The 16,088-nt window shown below is 41.3% G+C and carries 16 protein-coding genes; 3 read left to right on the top strand and 13 right to left on the bottom strand.

What is annotated here, in order from left to right; all coding sequences use genetic code 11:
• Positions 1-463 precede the first annotated feature (463 nt).
• The 6 genes from ACT3CD_RS13085 to ACT3CD_RS13060 all read right to left on the bottom strand — a co-directional run bounded on the left by ACT3CD_RS13085 (position 464) and on the right by ACT3CD_RS13060 (position 6,116).
• Entirely contained in the window at positions 464-1,549 is a 1,086-nt protein-coding gene (locus tag ACT3CD_RS13085) for a GDP-L-fucose synthase family protein (protein WP_444646087.1), read from the bottom strand.
• Positions 1,549-2,664 (bottom strand): GDP-mannose 4,6-dehydratase, encoded by a 1,116-nt coding sequence (gene gmd / locus ACT3CD_RS13080; RefSeq protein WP_444646086.1) that lies wholly within the window; start codon positions 2,662-2,664, stop codon positions 1,549-1,551. The genes ACT3CD_RS13085 and gmd overlap by 1 nt, the downstream gene beginning before the upstream one ends.
• A gap of 71 nt (positions 2,665-2,735) precedes the next feature.
• On the bottom strand, positions 2,736-3,728 hold the full coding sequence (locus ACT3CD_RS13075) for an SDR family oxidoreductase (RefSeq protein WP_444646085.1): 993 nt from the start codon (positions 3,726-3,728) through the stop codon (positions 2,736-2,738).
• A 138-nt stretch (positions 3,729-3,866) separates the two neighbouring features.
• On the bottom strand, positions 3,867-5,396 hold the full coding sequence (rny, locus tag ACT3CD_RS13070; protein ID WP_444646084.1) for a ribonuclease Y: 1,530 nt from the start codon (positions 5,394-5,396) through the stop codon (positions 3,867-3,869).
• A gap of 125 nt (positions 5,397-5,521) precedes the next feature.
• Positions 5,522-5,812 carry a cell division protein ZapA gene (locus tag ACT3CD_RS13065; protein ID WP_444646083.1) on the bottom strand — a complete coding sequence of 97 codons (291 nt, stop codon included), beginning with the start codon at positions 5,810-5,812 and terminating at the stop codon, positions 5,522-5,524.
• A gap of 10 nt (positions 5,813-5,822) precedes the next feature.
• Positions 5,823-6,116 (bottom strand): hypothetical protein, encoded by a 294-nt coding sequence (locus ACT3CD_RS13060; protein WP_444646082.1) that lies wholly within the window; start codon positions 6,114-6,116, stop codon positions 5,823-5,825.
• Positions 6,117-6,306: 190 nt separating this feature from the next.
• On the opposite strand from ACT3CD_RS13060, the gene ACT3CD_RS13055 reads away from it, so the two are divergent.
• A complete protein-coding gene (locus ACT3CD_RS13055) occupies positions 6,307-8,256 on the top strand; it encodes a YgiQ family radical SAM protein (RefSeq protein WP_444646081.1) in 1,950 nt (649 codons plus the stop codon).
• Between the two features lie 104 nt (positions 8,257-8,360).
• Positions 8,361-9,104, top strand: a complete 744-nt coding sequence (locus ACT3CD_RS13050; RefSeq protein WP_444646080.1) for a DUF4197 domain-containing protein — start codon at positions 8,361-8,363, stop codon at positions 9,102-9,104.
• Here ACT3CD_RS13050 and ACT3CD_RS13045 read toward each other — a convergent pair.
• The 5 genes from ACT3CD_RS13045 to ACT3CD_RS13025 form a co-directional block, all read right to left on the bottom strand.
• The gene (locus ACT3CD_RS13045; protein ID WP_444646079.1) at positions 9,099-10,040 is read right to left on the bottom strand and encodes a TIGR01212 family radical SAM protein; all 942 of its coding nucleotides are present in this window, start codon (positions 10,038-10,040) and stop codon (positions 9,099-9,101) included. The genes ACT3CD_RS13050 and ACT3CD_RS13045 overlap by 6 nt on opposite strands.
• A gap of 68 nt (positions 10,041-10,108) precedes the next feature.
• On the bottom strand, positions 10,109-10,795 hold the full coding sequence (locus tag ACT3CD_RS13040; protein ID WP_444646078.1) for an N-formylglutamate amidohydrolase: 687 nt from the start codon (positions 10,793-10,795) through the stop codon (positions 10,109-10,111).
• A complete protein-coding gene (locus tag ACT3CD_RS13035; protein ID WP_444646077.1) occupies positions 10,795-12,033 on the bottom strand; it encodes a carboxylate-amine ligase in 1,239 nt (412 codons plus the stop codon). Before ACT3CD_RS13035 ends, ACT3CD_RS13040 begins: the two co-directional genes overlap by 1 nt.
• Before the next feature lie 136 nt (positions 12,034-12,169).
• Positions 12,170-13,621: a RimK family protein gene (locus ACT3CD_RS13030; protein ID WP_444646076.1), complete on the bottom strand. Its 1,452-nt coding sequence runs from the start codon at positions 13,619-13,621 to the stop codon at positions 12,170-12,172.
• 29 nt (positions 13,622-13,650) lie between these two features.
• Positions 13,651-14,367, bottom strand: coding sequence for a peptidase-C39 like family protein (locus tag ACT3CD_RS13025; protein ID WP_444646075.1), 717 nt, complete (start codon positions 14,365-14,367; stop codon positions 13,651-13,653).
• 166 nt (positions 14,368-14,533) lie between these two features.
• Between ACT3CD_RS13025 and ACT3CD_RS13020 the strand changes: the two genes are divergently transcribed.
• Entirely contained in the window at positions 14,534-15,232 is a 699-nt protein-coding gene (locus ACT3CD_RS13020) for a 16S rRNA (uracil(1498)-N(3))-methyltransferase (protein WP_444646074.1), read from the top strand.
• Here ACT3CD_RS13020 and ACT3CD_RS13015 read toward each other — a convergent pair.
• Together ACT3CD_RS13015 and ACT3CD_RS13010 are read right to left on the bottom strand one after the other, a co-directional pair.
• The gene (locus tag ACT3CD_RS13015) at positions 15,222-15,626 is read right to left on the bottom strand and encodes an RrF2 family transcriptional regulator (RefSeq protein WP_444646073.1); all 405 of its coding nucleotides are present in this window, start codon (positions 15,624-15,626) and stop codon (positions 15,222-15,224) included. The two genes, ACT3CD_RS13020 and ACT3CD_RS13015, sit on opposite strands and share 11 nt — an antisense overlap.
• Before the next feature lie 171 nt (positions 15,627-15,797).
• The gene (locus ACT3CD_RS13010; protein ID WP_444646072.1) at positions 15,798-16,010 is read right to left on the bottom strand and encodes a hypothetical protein; all 213 of its coding nucleotides are present in this window, start codon (positions 16,008-16,010) and stop codon (positions 15,798-15,800) included.
• Positions 16,011-16,088: the final 78 nt, after the last annotated feature.

The raw sequence follows: 16,088 nt of genomic DNA, 5'->3' as shown, positions 1-16,088 counted from the left end.
TGTTCATAAAATACCATACCGAGAAAGTTTAAATTAACAAAAAAAAACAACGATACGAAAAATCACAAAGCCTTTTTTATTCCTGAAAAAAGTTAGTCTCAACGACTCACCGTTCAAAAGTCAATCCATAAAAAAAACAACCCTGGTAAGCATTTGGTTGCTCCCGGGGTTCATTATTTAGTGTTTGTCTATAAAATCAACTACTTCGTTATGCTTGTCATAAAAACAGTCATTTACGAAAGGTAAACTTCTTGATTTTTATGACGTCGCGAGCCTCGTATTTGAACTTTATATTTCAAACACTTAGTTTATGGACAGGCACTATTTAGTGCCTGTCCATAAAATGACCTGATTATGATTGTCTTCAAAATAGTCATTTAGCAGAGGAAAATCATATTTTTCGGACTTCACAAGCATGAAATTAGAACAGTAATAATCAAGCGCATGAATTTTCATGCAAGTACTAACTCAAATATTTTTCATAAACACTTTTCACACCATCTTTCAATGAAATGGAAGGCTGCCAGCCCAAATCGCGCAGGCGTGAAATATCCATAAGTTTTTGATAAGTCCCATCAGGTTTGGAATCATCCCAGTTAAGATTTCCCTGAAAACCAACAATTTCTTTGACTAAACCAGCCAACTCGGCAATTGTCATATCTTCTCCAAAACCGATATTTATGTGCGTATTACGCACCTCTTCAAGACCACGTTCTTTTACCACATCCTTAAAGCTGATATGATTCATCACAAACACGACCGCTTGTGCCAAATCATCGGAATGAAGAAATTCACGACGCGGTTTACCACTACCCCACAAACGCAATTCCACCGTTTCGCCATCTTTAAATAGGCCAAACTCTTCCAGCGCTTTAATAATATCACTATCGCTCATGGTATTTGAGAGCCCATCCATGGGGCGCGCCTCCAAATCACGACGTACCCCTGCCATATCATTATTCATCAGACACTTGGCCAGATGCATCTTACGTATAAAAGCCGGTAAAACATGCGAACCTCTCAGGTTATAGTTATCGTTCAACCCATAGAGGTTAGTTGGCATTACCGAGACATAATCGGTTCCATATTGCAAGTTAAATGACTCACACATCTTCATTCCGGCTATTTTGGCAATGGCATAAGGCTCATTGGTGTATTCAAGAGGCGCCGAAAGCAGATGCTCTTCCTTCATAGGCTGGGGACAGTCGCGCGGATAAATACAAGAACTGCCAAGAAAAAGCAATTTTTTCACGCCCGTTTTCCATGCCGAATGAATAATGTTATTCTGGATCTGTAAATTCTGATAAATAAAATCGGCTCTATAAATACTATTAGCCATAATTCCACCGACTTTGGCAGCCGCCAGAAAAACATACTCGGGTTTTTCGGTTTCAAAAAAAGTCATCACCGCCACCTGATCCAATAAATCCAACGTTTTATGGTCCGGCAATATCAGATGGTTATAACCCGATTTCTGCAGTTCACGAGTAATAGCCGAGCCGACCAGACCACGATGACCTGCAACATATATTCTACTATCTTTATTCATTATTCAAAATAATTTAAGGTCTGATATCCACCATCACGCAGATACTTATCCTTTTTCATCAATTTAAGATCTGAACTCATCATGTCTTCCACTAATGTTTGCAAGGTATATTTAGGCTCCCAACCCAATTTTGCTTTAGCTTTAGCCGGATCACCAATCAATAAATCAACTTCGGTAGGTCTGAAATAACGAGCATCAACCTCAACCACACATTTTCCTTTCAGATGTTCAAATTCAGGGTTTGTGCAGGCCACAATCCAGCCTTTTTCATCTACGCCCTTACCGCGAAACTCGACTTCACATCCCAAAAAAGCAAATGACATACGGACAAAATCGCGTACAGAGGTAGTAACACCGGTAGCCACCACATAATCGTCGGGCTCATCCTGCTGTAACATCAGATACATTGCCTTCACATAATCTTTGGCATGCCCCCAGTCACGTTTAGCCGACATATTTCCAAGGTAAAATTTCTCCTGTAAGCCCAGTCCTATTCGTGCCACCGCACGCGTAATTTTACGGGTTACGAATGTTTCGCCCCTGATGGGAGATTCGTGGTTAAACAAAATACCATTACAAGCATACATTTTATAGGCTTCACGATAGTTTACCGTAATCCAGTACCCATATAACTTAGCCACCGCATAAGGCGAACGCGGATAAAACGGTGTGGTTTCACTCTGTGGTACCTGTTGCACCAAACCATACAATTCACTGGTTGAGGCCTGATAAAAACGCGTTTTATCAACTAACCCTAATAAGCGAATGGCTTCCAAAAAACGAAGCGTCCCAATTCCATCGGCATTAGCCGTATATTCAGGCGTGTCGAAACTGACACCCACGTGCGACATCGCTGCCAGATTATAAATTTCATCGGGCTGCGTTTCCTGAATGATACGTATGATATTGGCCGAATCGGTCAAATCGCCATAATGAAGCGTGAAATTCCTGTTTTCGGTGTGCGGATCCTGATAAATATGATCGATGCGCTCGGTATTAAAAAGTGATGAACGCCTTTTAAGGCCATGCACAACGTAACCTTTTTTCAACAGGTACTCCGACAAGTAAGCACCATCCTGACCGGTAACACCGGTAATTAATGCTGTTTTAGACATTTTTGGGTATTATTTTTATGGTGTTGATATTCGAAAAAAGAACAATTTTCTAAACTATTATTACTTTTTGGTTAATCTCTCATTATAAAAAAATCCCGATACCAACCAATAGCTTCTTTCAAGCCGTCGTGAAACTGATGAGAGGGACAATAGCCGAGCAATGTTTTTGCCTTTTCAATACTGGCCAACGAATGAGGAACATCCCCCACTCTTTCAGGTCCGTATTCAGGTATAATGGCTGAGACTTCGGGTTGATATTCAGTCAGTAATTCTTTTATGGATGCCACCAATTCGTTTAACGACACCCGCGACCCGCAAGCCACATTATAAACGGTATTAATCGCTTCTTTAGTATGGACCGTCGCCGCTCTTTCGTTAGCCTGTACCACATTGGCCACATAAGTAAAATCACGTGAAAAAGACCCATCGCCATTAATTTTGGGTGGCACCCCATTTATCAATGACTTTACAAATAAAGGAATTACAGCTGCATAGGCACCGTCCGGATCCTGACGCGGTCCAAAGACATTAAAATAGCGCAACCCTATTAATTCCATACCGTAAACACGGGCAAAAACAGAGGCGTACAATTCATTTACATACTTGGTAACAGCATAGGGCGATAAAGGCTGTCCGATGTGATCTTCCACTTTAGGCAGTTGCTCATTATCACCATAAGTAGAGCTACTGGCCGCATATACAATCCGCTTTACGCCAGCATCACGTGCCGCAACCAACACATTCAGAAAACCGCCCACATTAACCGCATTACTGGTTAACGGATCGTTTACGGAACGAGGAACCGACCCCAATGCGGCCTGATGTAATACAATATCAATATCTTTAGTGGCTTCGCGGCATACCAATAAATCCCGGATATCCCCTTCAATGAGTTTAAAAGATGAATTGGTGAGGTAATTTGCGATATTCTCACGCTTTCCGGTGGCAAAATTATCCAGACACACAACTTCATTATTTTGTGTCAGTAATTTACCGATAATATTAGAACCGATAAAGCCAGCTCCACCTGTCACCAATACTTTTTTATTCTTAATAATGCTCATCTGTTATTCCTCTTAATGGCAAAAATAGGCAATTTATTTCTTTGAGCCTCATAAAAATTACATCGCAAAATAAACGTGTACAAATAAAAAATGCGAAGTTAAAAACTCCGCACTTTTTATCTTTATTATAGCACGCGCTTATTTGGCATAATTAATGGCCCTGGTTTCGCGAATAACGGTAATCTTGACCTGACCCGGATAGGTCATTTCCGTTTGGATTTTACGGGCGATATCGTAAGAAAGCTGTTCGGCATCCTTATCCGACACTTTTTCGCTTCCCACAATTACGCGCAATTCACGTCCTGCCTGAATAGCATATGTTTTCAAAACACCTGGGTAATTCAACGCCAGGCTTTCAAGGTCTTTCAAGCGTTTGATGTAAGCATCAACCACTTCCCGACGTGCGCCAGGACGTGCCCCTGAAATAGCATCGCACACCTGAATTATCGGTGCAATCATTGTATTCATCTCCACCTCGTCGTGGTGGGCTCCGATGGCATTACAAATATCCTGTTTCTCTTTGTATTTCTCGGCCAGCTTCATACCCAAAATGGCGTGCGGTAATTCCGGATCCTCATCCGACACCTTACCAATATCGTGAAGCAACCCGGCCCGTTTGGCCCGTTTGGCATTCAATCCTAACTCAGCCGCCATAATACCACACAAATTGGCTGTCTCACGACTGTGTTGCAACAAATTCTGCCCGTAGGATGAACGGTACTTCATCTTACCCACCAGCCTTATCAATTCAGGATGCAAACCATGAACCCCCAGGTCGATGGACGTCCGTTTACCAATTTCAATCACCTCTTCTTCCACTTGCTTACGAACCTTATTAACAACTTCTTCGATTCGTGCCGGATGGATACGACCGTCGGTAACCAACTGGTGTAAGGCCAAACGAGCAACCTCACGCCGCATAGGGTCAAAAGCCGACAGCACGATTGCTTCAGGGGTGTCATCCACTATTATCTCTACGCCGGTAGCAGCTTCTAAAGCTCTGATATTACGTCCTTCACGACCAATTATACGTCCTTTAATCTCATCCGAATCAATATGGAAAATCGTCACAGAGTTCTCTATGGCTGTTTCGGTGGATACACGCTGAATTGTATTAAGGACGATTCGTTTCGATTCTTTGTTGGCATTAATTTTCGCCTCATCCATAATATCATTCACAAACGACATGGCCTCAGTTTTTGCTTCAGCTTTCAACGATTCAACCAGCATTTCCTTGGCCTCATCGGCTGACATCCCCGAAATACTTTCGAGCTGCTCAACCTGCTGCTTGTGAAGTCTTTCCAACTCATCCGTTTTACGCTCTACAATCTCAATCTGACTGTTTAAACTTTCGCGAACCGTATCAACCTCCTTTTTCTTACGCTGATACTCTTCCATTTTTTGAGAAAAAACAGACTCTCGTTGTTTCAGTTTATTCTCAAGCGACTGCATCTTAGCATTGCGACTGTTAATCTCCTTTTCATACTCACCTTTAAGGTGTAAAAATTTCTCCTTAGCCTGAAGTATTTTATCTTTCTTTATAACTTCAGCTTCAGCCTCAGCCTCACGAATAATTTTACGTGAACGCGATTTTAGTGCCTGACTTATCGCAAACCAAGCCACCAAACCACCAGCCAAAAAACCTACTGCTCCTATTAGTATATCCATTCTTATTTCTATTTAGTTGATACTATAATATAAAAAAACGCATTTCTTTCCTGCCATATCAATAATAGGCCACCAAAAGCAGCCCCAGGAAAAAAATACGGGTAAAAAATATCTATCTCAAGCGGTTATTCGTCCGATAAAACCTGTTCAAGTTTCTGGTCCATTGCAGCAACGGCGTCAAGCACCGGCATCAAATCCTGACCATTTTCCAGTTCCAACGCCTTAATGACATACTGCAAAGCGGCCATGGCCAAAAAATCCTGAACATCTTTATCGTTATAACGCTGCTTATATTGTAATACTTTATCATTAATAAGTTTCGCTGCCTTTCGGATGCGTTCTTCATCGTTCCGATCCACACGCAACGGATACGAACGCTCTGCTACCTTCACATTTATCGAAAGTTTGTTATCCATAATAAGGCCTTTAACGATTCAAAAGAGCTATACACTTATCAATTTCCCGCACTATTTGATTAATCCGCAGCTTGGTTTCCTTAACATCTTCGGACGAGGCCTCCAATGTCTTGGCAATCTTCAACTTATCGTAATTTTCCTCCAGAGAAGTATAAGTAGCCGAAGCCTGACTCAACTGATTGGTTAACTGTGATACCTGATTGCGAAGCATTTTATTCTCCTCTTTTTCAGCCCGGTACCGCTCTATCAGCAGATCTATTTTCTCCTCTAATTTTACGATTAAGTCAATATTTGGATTAACCATGGTTCAAATTATCCTTACAAAATTAACATTGGTTTTAAAATTAAAAAAAAAAGTTGAACTCTTTTGAAAAAAAATAATTTAAGTAACAAATTGCCCTTTTTATTATACATATAACCAACTTCTACAAAATAAACATTATATCAGGTTTTAAAGGCATCGTTGAAAAATCTATCTTTGCAATAAAAAATAGTTGAAAGATTTCAATTCAAAACAACGCTGGCTGCCAATATCAGTAAAAGAAATGAATTTATTGGGATGGGAACAGCCTGATGTCATTCTTTTTTCGGGCGATGCCTATGTGGACCACCCCGCTTTTGGGGCCGCAGTGATTGGTCGTCTGCTCGAATCAATGCATTTAAAGGTGGCCATTGTGCCACAACCAAACTGGAAAGACGACCTACGTGATTTTCGGAAATTCGGGCGACCGCGACTTTTTTTCGCCGTCACAGCCGGAAATATGGATTCGATGGTCAACCATTATACTGCCGGGCGCCGATTGCGCTCTGACGATGCCTATACTCCTGATGGGAAAGCTGGTTTTCGGCCCGATTATGCATCGGCAGTTTATACCAAAATTCTCAAAAATATATATCCGGATGTGCCGGTCGTTTTAGGAGGCATCGAAGCCTCTTTACGCCGTTTAACCCATTACGATTATTGGCGTGATGAATTGAAACCCGGCATCTTACAATGGTCGGGAGCTGATTTGTTAGTCTACGGCATGGGAGAATTACCTATGCGCGAAGTGGTTCGACTTGTAACAAAAGGTGTTCCATTCGACCATTTGACCACCATTCCGCAAACAGCTATTATTCAAAATATTGACATACCTCTGCCACCTCACAAAAAATGGGATAACATCGAGCTGGCTTCGCACGATATTTGTTTGGTTGACAAAAAACGATTTGCAAACAATTTTAAGCATATTGAAACCGAGTCAAACCGGATGGAAGCGGCACGCTTGCACCAGGTGTGCGGCGACAAACGAATTGTCGTGAATCCGCCCTATCCCCCCATGAGCGAACAAGAGCTGGATAAGACCTTTGAGTTGCCATTTACCCGATTGCCACATCCCCGTTATCTGAAACGAGGCCCTATTCCGGCCTACGAAATGATAAAGCATTCGGTAATTCTGCACCGTGGCTGTTTCGGTGGATGTAGTTTTTGCACCATTTCGGCGCATCAGGGAAAATTTATCAGTTCCCGATCCAAAGTATCCGTCCTTAACGAGGTTAAACAAATTAGCGGGATGGCCGATTTTAAAGGTTACATCTCTGATTTGGGCGGGCCCAGCGCTAATATGTATAAAATGCAGGGTAACGATTTAACAATTTGCCACAATTGCAAGCGGCCCTCCTGCATCTTTCCATCCGTTTGCAGCAACTTAAATACATCACACCAGCCATTGCTCGATATTTACCATTCGGTTGATCAATTGCCAGGCATTAAAAAATCCTTCATAGGCAGTGGTGTGCGCTATGATATGCTATTAAATCCTAAAGCTTCGCCAGAAGAACAGCAATCGCACAAAGCCTACACCAAAGAACTTATATTAAAGCACGTATCAGGACGACTGAAAGTTGCACCGGAACACACATCGGATGAAGTTTTAAAAACGATGCGCAAACCATCATTTAACCTTTTTAAAAAATTCACCGGCATCTTCAACGCCCTAAACGAAAAACACGGACTAAAGCAACAATTAATTCCCTATTTCATCTCAAGTCACCCGGCCAGTACCGAAAAAACGATGGCGCAATTGGCCGTGGAAACCAAACAGTTAAATTTTAATCTTGAACAGATTCAGGATTTCACCCCAACCCCCATGACTGTAGCCACCGTTATATACTACTCCGGTTATCACCCGTATACGCTGGAGCCGGTTTATACTGCACACAGTAAAGAAGAAAAACAGAAACAACGGTTATTCTTTTTCTGGTATAAACCTGAAGCAAAAAAAGACATCAGCCTTATTTTGCGCAACAACCATCTGGAATCAATTGAAAAACAACTATTTGACAAACCTCCAAAATCAGAAGAAACCAGAACCAATGAAAAAAATTCAAACAAAAATGGAAAACATAAGTTTAACACAGGTTATAAAAGGGGATCTTTTGATTATAAACGAAAGGCAAAATAGTGTCTTTTCTTAAAGTCCGAGTTTTGAGTCTGAAAGCTCAAATCAAAAGATTGCTTTGCCAAAAGAAACCTCTCAATTTTAAAACTATTACTAATTAACTATTTATGAAAAGATTTTTTTTCTTAGGTCTGATTGCTACCACGGCACTAACCAGCTGCGATGAAGCAGCTGATATTATAGATGAAATATACAATGGCGAACTCACAGAATCGGTGGTCGTCAATGGGTTAAAGGAAGCATTAGAAATTGGAGTCGACTCTGCCGCCTCAGGTTTATCAATAACCAACGGCTATTACGCAGATGAACTGGTAAAAATAGGGCTTCCCTCCGAAGCCGATATTATTGTTGAGAATATAAGTTATATTCCGGGCGGATCAGCTCTCGTTGAAAAGGTAATTTTAAGTATTAACCGTGCGGCTGAAGATGCAGCCAGCGAAGTTGCGCCAGTTTTTTGGGATGCCATTACCGACATGTCTATTCTGGATGGTTTTGAAATTCTTAACGGGGATAACGATGCGGCCACTCAATATCTGAAAAGCAGCACCTATGATGATTTATTCGAGTTGTATCAACCTAAAATACAGACTTCATTAGACAAAGATATTATTGGCGGAATAACGGCCAATGACGCATGGGAAAATTTAACGACACCATGGAACAATTTCGCAAGTTCACTTTCAGGGCAATTACTAAATTTTGAAACAGTAAATACCTCTCTTGACGAATATCTTACCAATAAAGCACTTGACGGTTTATTTCTGAAGTTGGCCGGAGAAGAAGAAAAAATACGAACCGACCCGGCAGCACAAGTAACTGATTTGTTACAAAAAGTGTTTGGCTCATTATAATTTAAACAAACGCCCTTGCCAGGTATCACGTTCGTCCAGCCGTTTTTCGACCAAACGAGCCACCTCAAAATTTTTCAGGCCCCACCTCGGCGCTAGCAATAGTGCCTGGGGCGCCTGACTGGCAAAACGTTCCATTACAATATCGGGACGAACCCGCTCTAAAAAATCGATTATAAGCTCCACATATTCGTCAATTTCAAACACCCTGTATTTTTCAGGATTTTGGAGGTAATCGCGCCCCATTGATGAGCCTTTAACATACTGTAGTTGGTGTATTTTCAAATATTTCACAGGAATCTTCGACATGGCATCGGCATGAGCCAGCATTTGATCTTTGTCTTCGCCGGGGAGTCCCAAAATAAGATGTGCTCCCACTGGTATTTTTTTTGCTGAGAGCCGTTGTACTGCATCACAAGTGGTGGCAAAATCATGTCCCCTGTTCACTCGGTCTAACGTGGCGTCGTTGGTCGACTCCACCCCCAGTTCTACATTCACATATACACGTTGCTGCAATTGTTCAAAATAGTCCAGTAACTCATCAGACAAACAATCGGGCCGTGTACCCACAATCACCCCCCTAATTAAAGGATGGCTAACGGCTTCTTCATACAAACTGATGAGATGTGACAGTTCACCATAGGTATTGGTATAGGCCTGAAAATAAGCCATAAAATCAGTATAGGGATGTTTTTTTTGAAAAAACTCAATTCCCTTATCGATTTGCAGGGTAACCGATAAATCAGACTTACAATAATCAGGATTGAACGTTTCATTGTTACAAAAAGCACATCCCCCCACACCTTTACTACCGTCGCGATTGGGGCAGGTAAAACCGGCATTAATGGATATTTTCTGAAATCTGTGACCAAAAACAGAACGTATATGCCGACTAAAATCATTATATCGTCCACTGTGTCCCCAGGAATAGGTTGTCATTGTATCATTTACTCAATGGTGTATCAGACAAAAGTAAGAAAATAAAAATTAAAGCGATGTGTGTTTTATTATGCCGGTCTGTTACAAAGCCGATGATAGGCATTTACAATACCACATCGCACCCGCTCATCATCGGCGTATTTATTATTCATTTCCAGTTCAATGCCGGCATAATCAACTCCAAACCGAAGGCGCAAAGCAGCAACATGCCCGTCAGTCTTGCCCAGATACGGATAATTAAACCGGATACGAAAATTCGGAAATTCTTTCTGTAGCTCCTGTTTCCACCTAATTGCCCACTTTTTTTCATCACCGTGACCGGGATGAAATAACAAGCCCAAATCGGCATTACGAATCTTACCTTTAAACACAGGGGTAAACGAATGTACCGACACATGAAAAATTTTGGCTCCCTTTAACAGGACTGCTTCAGCAGCATCACCAAAAGATTGGCGAAACGGATAATAATAACCATTAAGGACCTCCTCTTTCTTTCGGGCTGAAAGAACCGCAGAAAACTCGGAGAACAATGTTTTTCGGTTTATAGAACGGTTTAAATCAACCAACAAACGGGTTGTTTCGCTATAAATGGAAAAGGAAGTCGCATCGGAAATCATCGCGCGATAAAGAGACAAAGCCCCGGGGTCCCACCCTCTGTGAGACTTTAATGCTTCGTCGGCATCCGTAAATAAAAATTTATATTCCGGCGGGACTTGATTACCACCATGCTCACACGACAAAAAACAGGATACCATCAGGCGTTAAATAATTGATTGTTTGCCAATGCATCGGCCACCCCCTGGTAAACCTGCTTTATTTTACCATGTGACAAATCTCCCTGAAGTGCTCTAACAATACGTGAACTTAATGTACCGGCACGAACAATTCTGGAAGCCGTCTGGAAAGCTTCGGCCGACAATAACGGTTGTAGTTGCTCCAACAAATGCCCCCAAACATCGCCTGCTTGTGCCGACAGATTGTCAATGCCCCATATACTCAAATATTCAGCATCCGTAATGAGTGCCTTTCCGCCATCTCTGATGGTCGACACCAATATTGCTGCCAGAGAATCTTCGTGCCATTTTTTTTGCTCTGAATAAGCGACTCCTTTTTCACTAACCAACCATTTCAGCAATGCCACAACGACTTCAACAATAGCGAGGTCGGCCTTAGGAGATTCCTGAATATCAATCAACCGTATTTCGATGGCGCTACGATCAAACCGTGCGATGGCGCCCCGCGAATTCAAAAAATGATGGTCCAGCACACCCTCATGGTCATAGGGCCGTATGTCGCGCATTATGGGATTAAAAATCTGTTCATAATAGGCCTCTTCCGTAAACACCGCTTCCGGAATCACTTTACCGGCAATAGAAGGTATTTTCTTTTGATTGTTGCGATATTTCTCGAGACGGCTGTCAGAAAACCCCGTCAGTTGACTATCCAACAAAGGGGTACTGGCGCACAAAGCCGGCAAAAGTGGTAATACCAGACGAATGGCCGCATGCAACCGGCCAAATTCTTCATCGCCCGAAAATGGCAAATTGATATGAGTACTTTGTAAATTACTCCAGCCATGTCCTCTACAATCAAAAATACGATTATAAAGTTCATAAATCTGGTTGTATTCATGTTCCCAAAGACAGGTTTCAGTAAACGGATCCATCCACGGATGAGCGCCCGTAGGCAAAAGCATGGCATTGAAACGCCCCAACAAGTTATTTATCTGTTGGATATTCTCGTAAAATATTCCATCAGCCCCTTTCAGGCTCACCACCGGACCATTGGTCTTCAGTTCCACCACATGATTCACCAATTCGTTGGACCAGGCCACTGCGCCATTTTCATAATCGGCTGTTATTTCACCCGTAACCTCTTGCAAAAGTTGATCACAAACCGGCATCACCGACAAGGTATCCCGGTTCACAATCATATATTCCAATTCAACCCCGGTCACTTCAAAAAGTGAGTACGGCCTTTTTATTTCTGACATCTGAATTAACTATCAATTTATAACATTGAACACACTCAAACCAGTCGACAAAATGGCAATTAATGATGTTTTGCCAGGATTAAGAAGCAAGCTCAACGATAAGATGCTGAACCAACTCCATGAACCCCTTCTGATATCATCGAACCACCAGACTTAAAAGATATTCAATCACCGTATCGTAAATTTTTTCGTGCAACAGCGAGTCTTCAATACCTGCATCAATGTTAGGATTATCGTTAATTTCAATAATCATAACCTTTCCGTCCACCTCTTTCACATCCACGCCATAAAGCCCATTACCAATAAGCTTCGTTCCTTTCAGTGCAATATCAATAACCTGAGGCGGCACCTGATCTATTTCAAAAATATCAAAATTACCTGTGATGTCATTTTTATTTTTACTGCCCCAATTATATATCTGCCAGTGATCTTTGGCCATATAATATTTACAAACAAATAAAACTTTATTATTAAGCACCCCCACCCGCCAGTCGTAATTGGTAGGCATGAATTCCTGTGCAATAATAAGCTCTGAAACCTTCATCATTTGCCTCACCTTAATCTTCATCTCCTCGGGTGTATCGACCTTAACCACGCCTTGCGAAAACGACGAATCGGGCAATTTAAGCACGCAGGGAAAGCCCAGCTTGTTTTCAACCCCCTTAACATTTTCGGAATGGATAATAATCGTTTTGGGCGTCGCAATTTTATTTTGCGACAGCAGCTCGGCCAGATAAACCTTATTGGCACATCGCAAAATCGATTCCGGCGAATCAATAACTGCCAGTCCTTCACGCTGGGCCCTGCGCGACATGCGATACGTATAATGATTGACAGCCGTGGTTTCCCGAATAAACAGCGCATCAAACTCGCCAATACGGCTGTAATCTTCTTTCGTAATCAACTCCACATAACAACCTTGTTTTTCGGCAGCATCCACAAAATTGGAGATGGCCTTTTTGTTGGATGGCGGTTCCGACTCATCGGGGTTTACCAAAATCGCCAGGTCATACTTAAACTTTTCGACTTTGGCCTTATCATATCTTTTAAGCGTGAAGTAGTTTTTGGCCGTATCATAAACAAAATCCAGATGATGTTCCGGAATTTCCTTAAAGGGAATCGTCTTTACCGATTGAATTTCCCATTTCTTACCGTCAAAAATAAACCGCGCTCTAAGCAATGGCGCCTGAAACAATTTATAGAGCACATGTGCCAGCTTGTCGTACTGAGGAGAAATATTGCGTCCAAAATAAACACTCAATACAAATTCTTTGGAGCGAATGTGCTTTAATTTCTTCTGAATTAAATCATCTTCAGCCTCCGAAATCGACTTTACGATAGCCTGCGCTTTTAAATCCAGAATATTTTTAACGGAAGGGATTACTTTCTGTCCTCTGGCAGCTGCCAGCAATGACACATAATAACCGCGGGTTTGATAGGCATAATCGAAGCAAAGATTAAAAACCCGAGCATTCTTCATTTTAGCGTATGTTTCCGATTCCAGGTAAGTTTTTGGGGAAACAACATCGACATCGGAAATTTCAAAATTCCACTTATGTGGATGATTTATTACAATTATTTTTTTCATGAAAAATCTGGAATATCTGTTTTATGTATTTATGTAAACTGACCTTTGGGTATAACAATTAACATGTTGGCATCGTAAGTGACACTACCCAGCAAAATTGAATTTATCAGTCGATTAATATTCACCTCATAGTAGTTATTCCCGGATATGGGATTTTCCTTGTAAGGGTCGGCTACAAATACGGATGAATCTTTCATTCCCGATAAAACCACAAAATGACCCATTGGCTCCCCACGTAAATCATCAAAAACAGATTTGTTCTTTCTGTTGGTATATTCACGTGGTGAGTTGTAAAGATAGGTTGCACTGAGCCCTGTAAGAATAGGAATATCTTTATCGAAGTAAGACTTAAAAATAGCAGGTTGCAAATCTTCAAATAAAATTTCGCCCCCAAGCATGAGAAATGTCTGATACGCACGAGTGGCTTGTTCAAACTTTTTACCCGTTTTAAACTGAAGCTGCTTCTCAAGTAATTCGACCAATTCACTGTTGGAAATACCCTCCCATGAGGGATCAAACATTTTTAGATTATAGCTGTAAATACGGGTTGAGAAACCTTTCTTCAAAGCATCAATACCTAACATTACAGCCAACGTTCCACCCCCCTCCAGCGATTTAACCGAACCAATTACGTCGTCGAGGTCAATAGATAGGCCGTAATGGTTATAGATAGCATGTAAACTGGTAGGACCGCAGGTGATGTCGTCGGGCTGCGACATCATCTTAATAAAATTAACAGGTTTCATTAGTTAAGTATTTAATATATAAGCTAAAAGCACATTGCATCAAAACGCCGTATTGCACTTTGCTTAACCCTTCAAATGAACACATTTTTTTGATTTGATGTACCCGATGACTGTAATTATTTTACTAATTATTTACCTTTGTGACTCAACCAAATGAATTAGGCACATGCAGCTGTTTTATGAACCCGAAATACTCGTCAACGGAGGTGTTCTTAGCCCGGAAGAATCGAACCATTGCATCCGGGTATTGCGACATCAGGCCGGTGATGTTATAAATATACTGAATGGCAAAGGGCATTTATTTGAAGCCCGCATTACTGACGCGTCGCCCAAAAAATGCCGCGTAGAAATTCAAGCTAAAAAAGATGAGGCGGCTCCTTTGTATATCTGTCATATCGCAATAGCACCAACAAAAAATATAGATCGAACAGAGTGGTTTATGGAGAAGAGTACTGAAATAGGGATTGAAGAAATCACCCCCATATTCTGCAGTAACTCAGAACGTAAAGTCATCAAACCCGAACGACTCGAAAAGGTCATAATTGCAGCTACTAAACAGTCTATCAGTTTGTGGCGGCCAATACTCAACCCTGCCATAACCTTTAGTGAATTTGTAAAGAAACCTTTTGCTGGTGACAAATTTATTGCCCATTGTCAGGAAGGCAATACCGTCCATCTGAAGACAGCGGCCCAAAAAGGCAATAACACCCTCATTCTTATCGGTCCGGAAGGTGATTTTAGCGAAGCAGAAATAAAAATGGCTTTAGAATATGGATTTAAGCCTATTTCGTTGGGTCGCAAAAGGCTACGCACTGAAACAGCGGCCTTAACAGCTTGTCATATTATTCGTATAATTAATGATTAATATAGTCGCTCAGCTTTTTATTTTTCATATAATCACGAATATCGCGAGAAATGCGCTTCGACATATCGCCCAAGATGCAACTATCAAAAGGACAGGTCTCCTTTGCTCCCGGACAAGCCTGAACATCCAGAGTGCCCTCAATGGACTCATAAATAGCAAGTAAAGAAATTTCATCCGGATCCTTTCGGAGAGTAAAACCACCACTGGGGCCCCGGTTGGAAGAAATAAATCCCTCTTTGGCCAACCGCTGTAAAATTTTTGCTACATGATGACGGGAACTAAAAATTCTAGCAGATATTTCACCTACATTAAGAACTTCATTGGTCTTCGCAATAAGAACCATACTGTGAAGAGCGATTGATGCTGCCTCTGACAAGGCCACGATATTCGACATAGTTGAATGAGTAAGGTATAATATTTAGGGCTTACAAGAAAAGTCCAACATCTGCGTTATGTTTATCCTCAAAATGGTCGTTTATCATATTAAGCCCAAATTTATCGAGCTGGGCAAGCCTTGAATTTGAAATTTAAGGCTCAAACTCCTGACTTTATGGAGAAGCACTAATTAGTGTTTGTCTATAAAGTCAACTTCTGCGTTACGCTTGTCATAAAAACAGTCATTTACGAAAAGTAAACTGACTTCGTCTTCTTCCTCCTTGTAAAGCATAATCAAAGCATTTATGAGATAAATCCACAACAACAGCTTTGTTTCTGCCTTTACTTCGTTCGTCAGTCCCTTGATTTTTATGACTTCGCAAGCCTTGAATTTGAACTTCATACTTCAAACACTTAGTTTATGGACAGACTCTAATTAGACTACAAATATAAAATAAGGAACTCTATTATCAAATAAAAC

It is taken from the genome of Geofilum sp. OHC36d9 (genome assembly GCF_052400685.1).
In the GTDB taxonomy this organism is placed as follows: domain Bacteria; phylum Bacteroidota; class Bacteroidia; order Bacteroidales; family Marinilabiliaceae; genus CAZHHH01.
This window is presented reverse-complemented; position numbering and strand designations above follow the sequence as displayed.

Excerpts from the sequence above, each read along its gene's own strand:
- ACT3CD_RS13085 (WP_444646087.1), bottom strand. The coding sequence starts at position 1,549 with ATGAATAAAGATAGTAGAATATATGTTGCAGGTCATCGTGGTCTGGTC.
- gmd (WP_444646086.1), bottom strand. The coding sequence starts at position 2,664 with ATGTCTAAAACAGCATTAATTACCGGTGTTACCGGTCAGGATGGTGCT.
- ACT3CD_RS13075 (WP_444646085.1), bottom strand. The coding sequence starts at position 3,728 with ATGAGCATTATTAAGAATAAAAAAGTATTGGTGACAGGTGGAGCTGGC.
- rny (WP_444646084.1), bottom strand. The coding sequence starts at position 5,396 with ATGGATATACTAATAGGAGCAGTAGGTTTTTTGGCTGGTGGTTTGGTG.
- ACT3CD_RS13065 (WP_444646083.1), bottom strand. The coding sequence starts at position 5,812 with ATGGATAACAAACTTTCGATAAATGTGAAGGTAGCAGAGCGTTCGTAT.
- ACT3CD_RS13060 (WP_444646082.1), bottom strand. The coding sequence starts at position 6,116 with ATGGTTAATCCAAATATTGACTTAATCGTAAAATTAGAGGAGAAAATA.
- ACT3CD_RS13050 (WP_444646080.1), top strand. The coding sequence starts at position 8,361 with ATGAAAAGATTTTTTTTCTTAGGTCTGATTGCTACCACGGCACTAACC.
- ACT3CD_RS13045 (WP_444646079.1), bottom strand. The coding sequence starts at position 10,040 with ATGACAACCTATTCCTGGGGACACAGTGGACGATATAATGATTTTAGT.
- ACT3CD_RS13040 (WP_444646078.1), bottom strand. The coding sequence starts at position 10,795 with ATGGTATCCTGTTTTTTGTCGTGTGAGCATGGTGGTAATCAAGTCCCG.
- ACT3CD_RS13035 (WP_444646077.1), bottom strand. The coding sequence starts at position 12,033 with ATGTCAGAAATAAAAAGGCCGTACTCACTTTTTGAAGTGACCGGGGTT.
- ACT3CD_RS13030 (WP_444646076.1), bottom strand. The coding sequence starts at position 13,621 with ATGAAAAAAATAATTGTAATAAATCATCCACATAAGTGGAATTTTGAA.
- ACT3CD_RS13025 (WP_444646075.1), bottom strand. The coding sequence starts at position 14,367 with ATGAAACCTGTTAATTTTATTAAGATGATGTCGCAGCCCGACGACATC.
- ACT3CD_RS13020 (WP_444646074.1), top strand. The coding sequence starts at position 14,534 with ATGCAGCTGTTTTATGAACCCGAAATACTCGTCAACGGAGGTGTTCTT.
- ACT3CD_RS13015 (WP_444646073.1), bottom strand. The coding sequence starts at position 15,626 with ATGTCGAATATCGTGGCCTTGTCAGAGGCAGCATCAATCGCTCTTCAC.
- ACT3CD_RS13010 (WP_444646072.1), bottom strand. The coding sequence starts at position 16,010 with ATGAAGTTCAAATTCAAGGCTTGCGAAGTCATAAAAATCAAGGGACTG.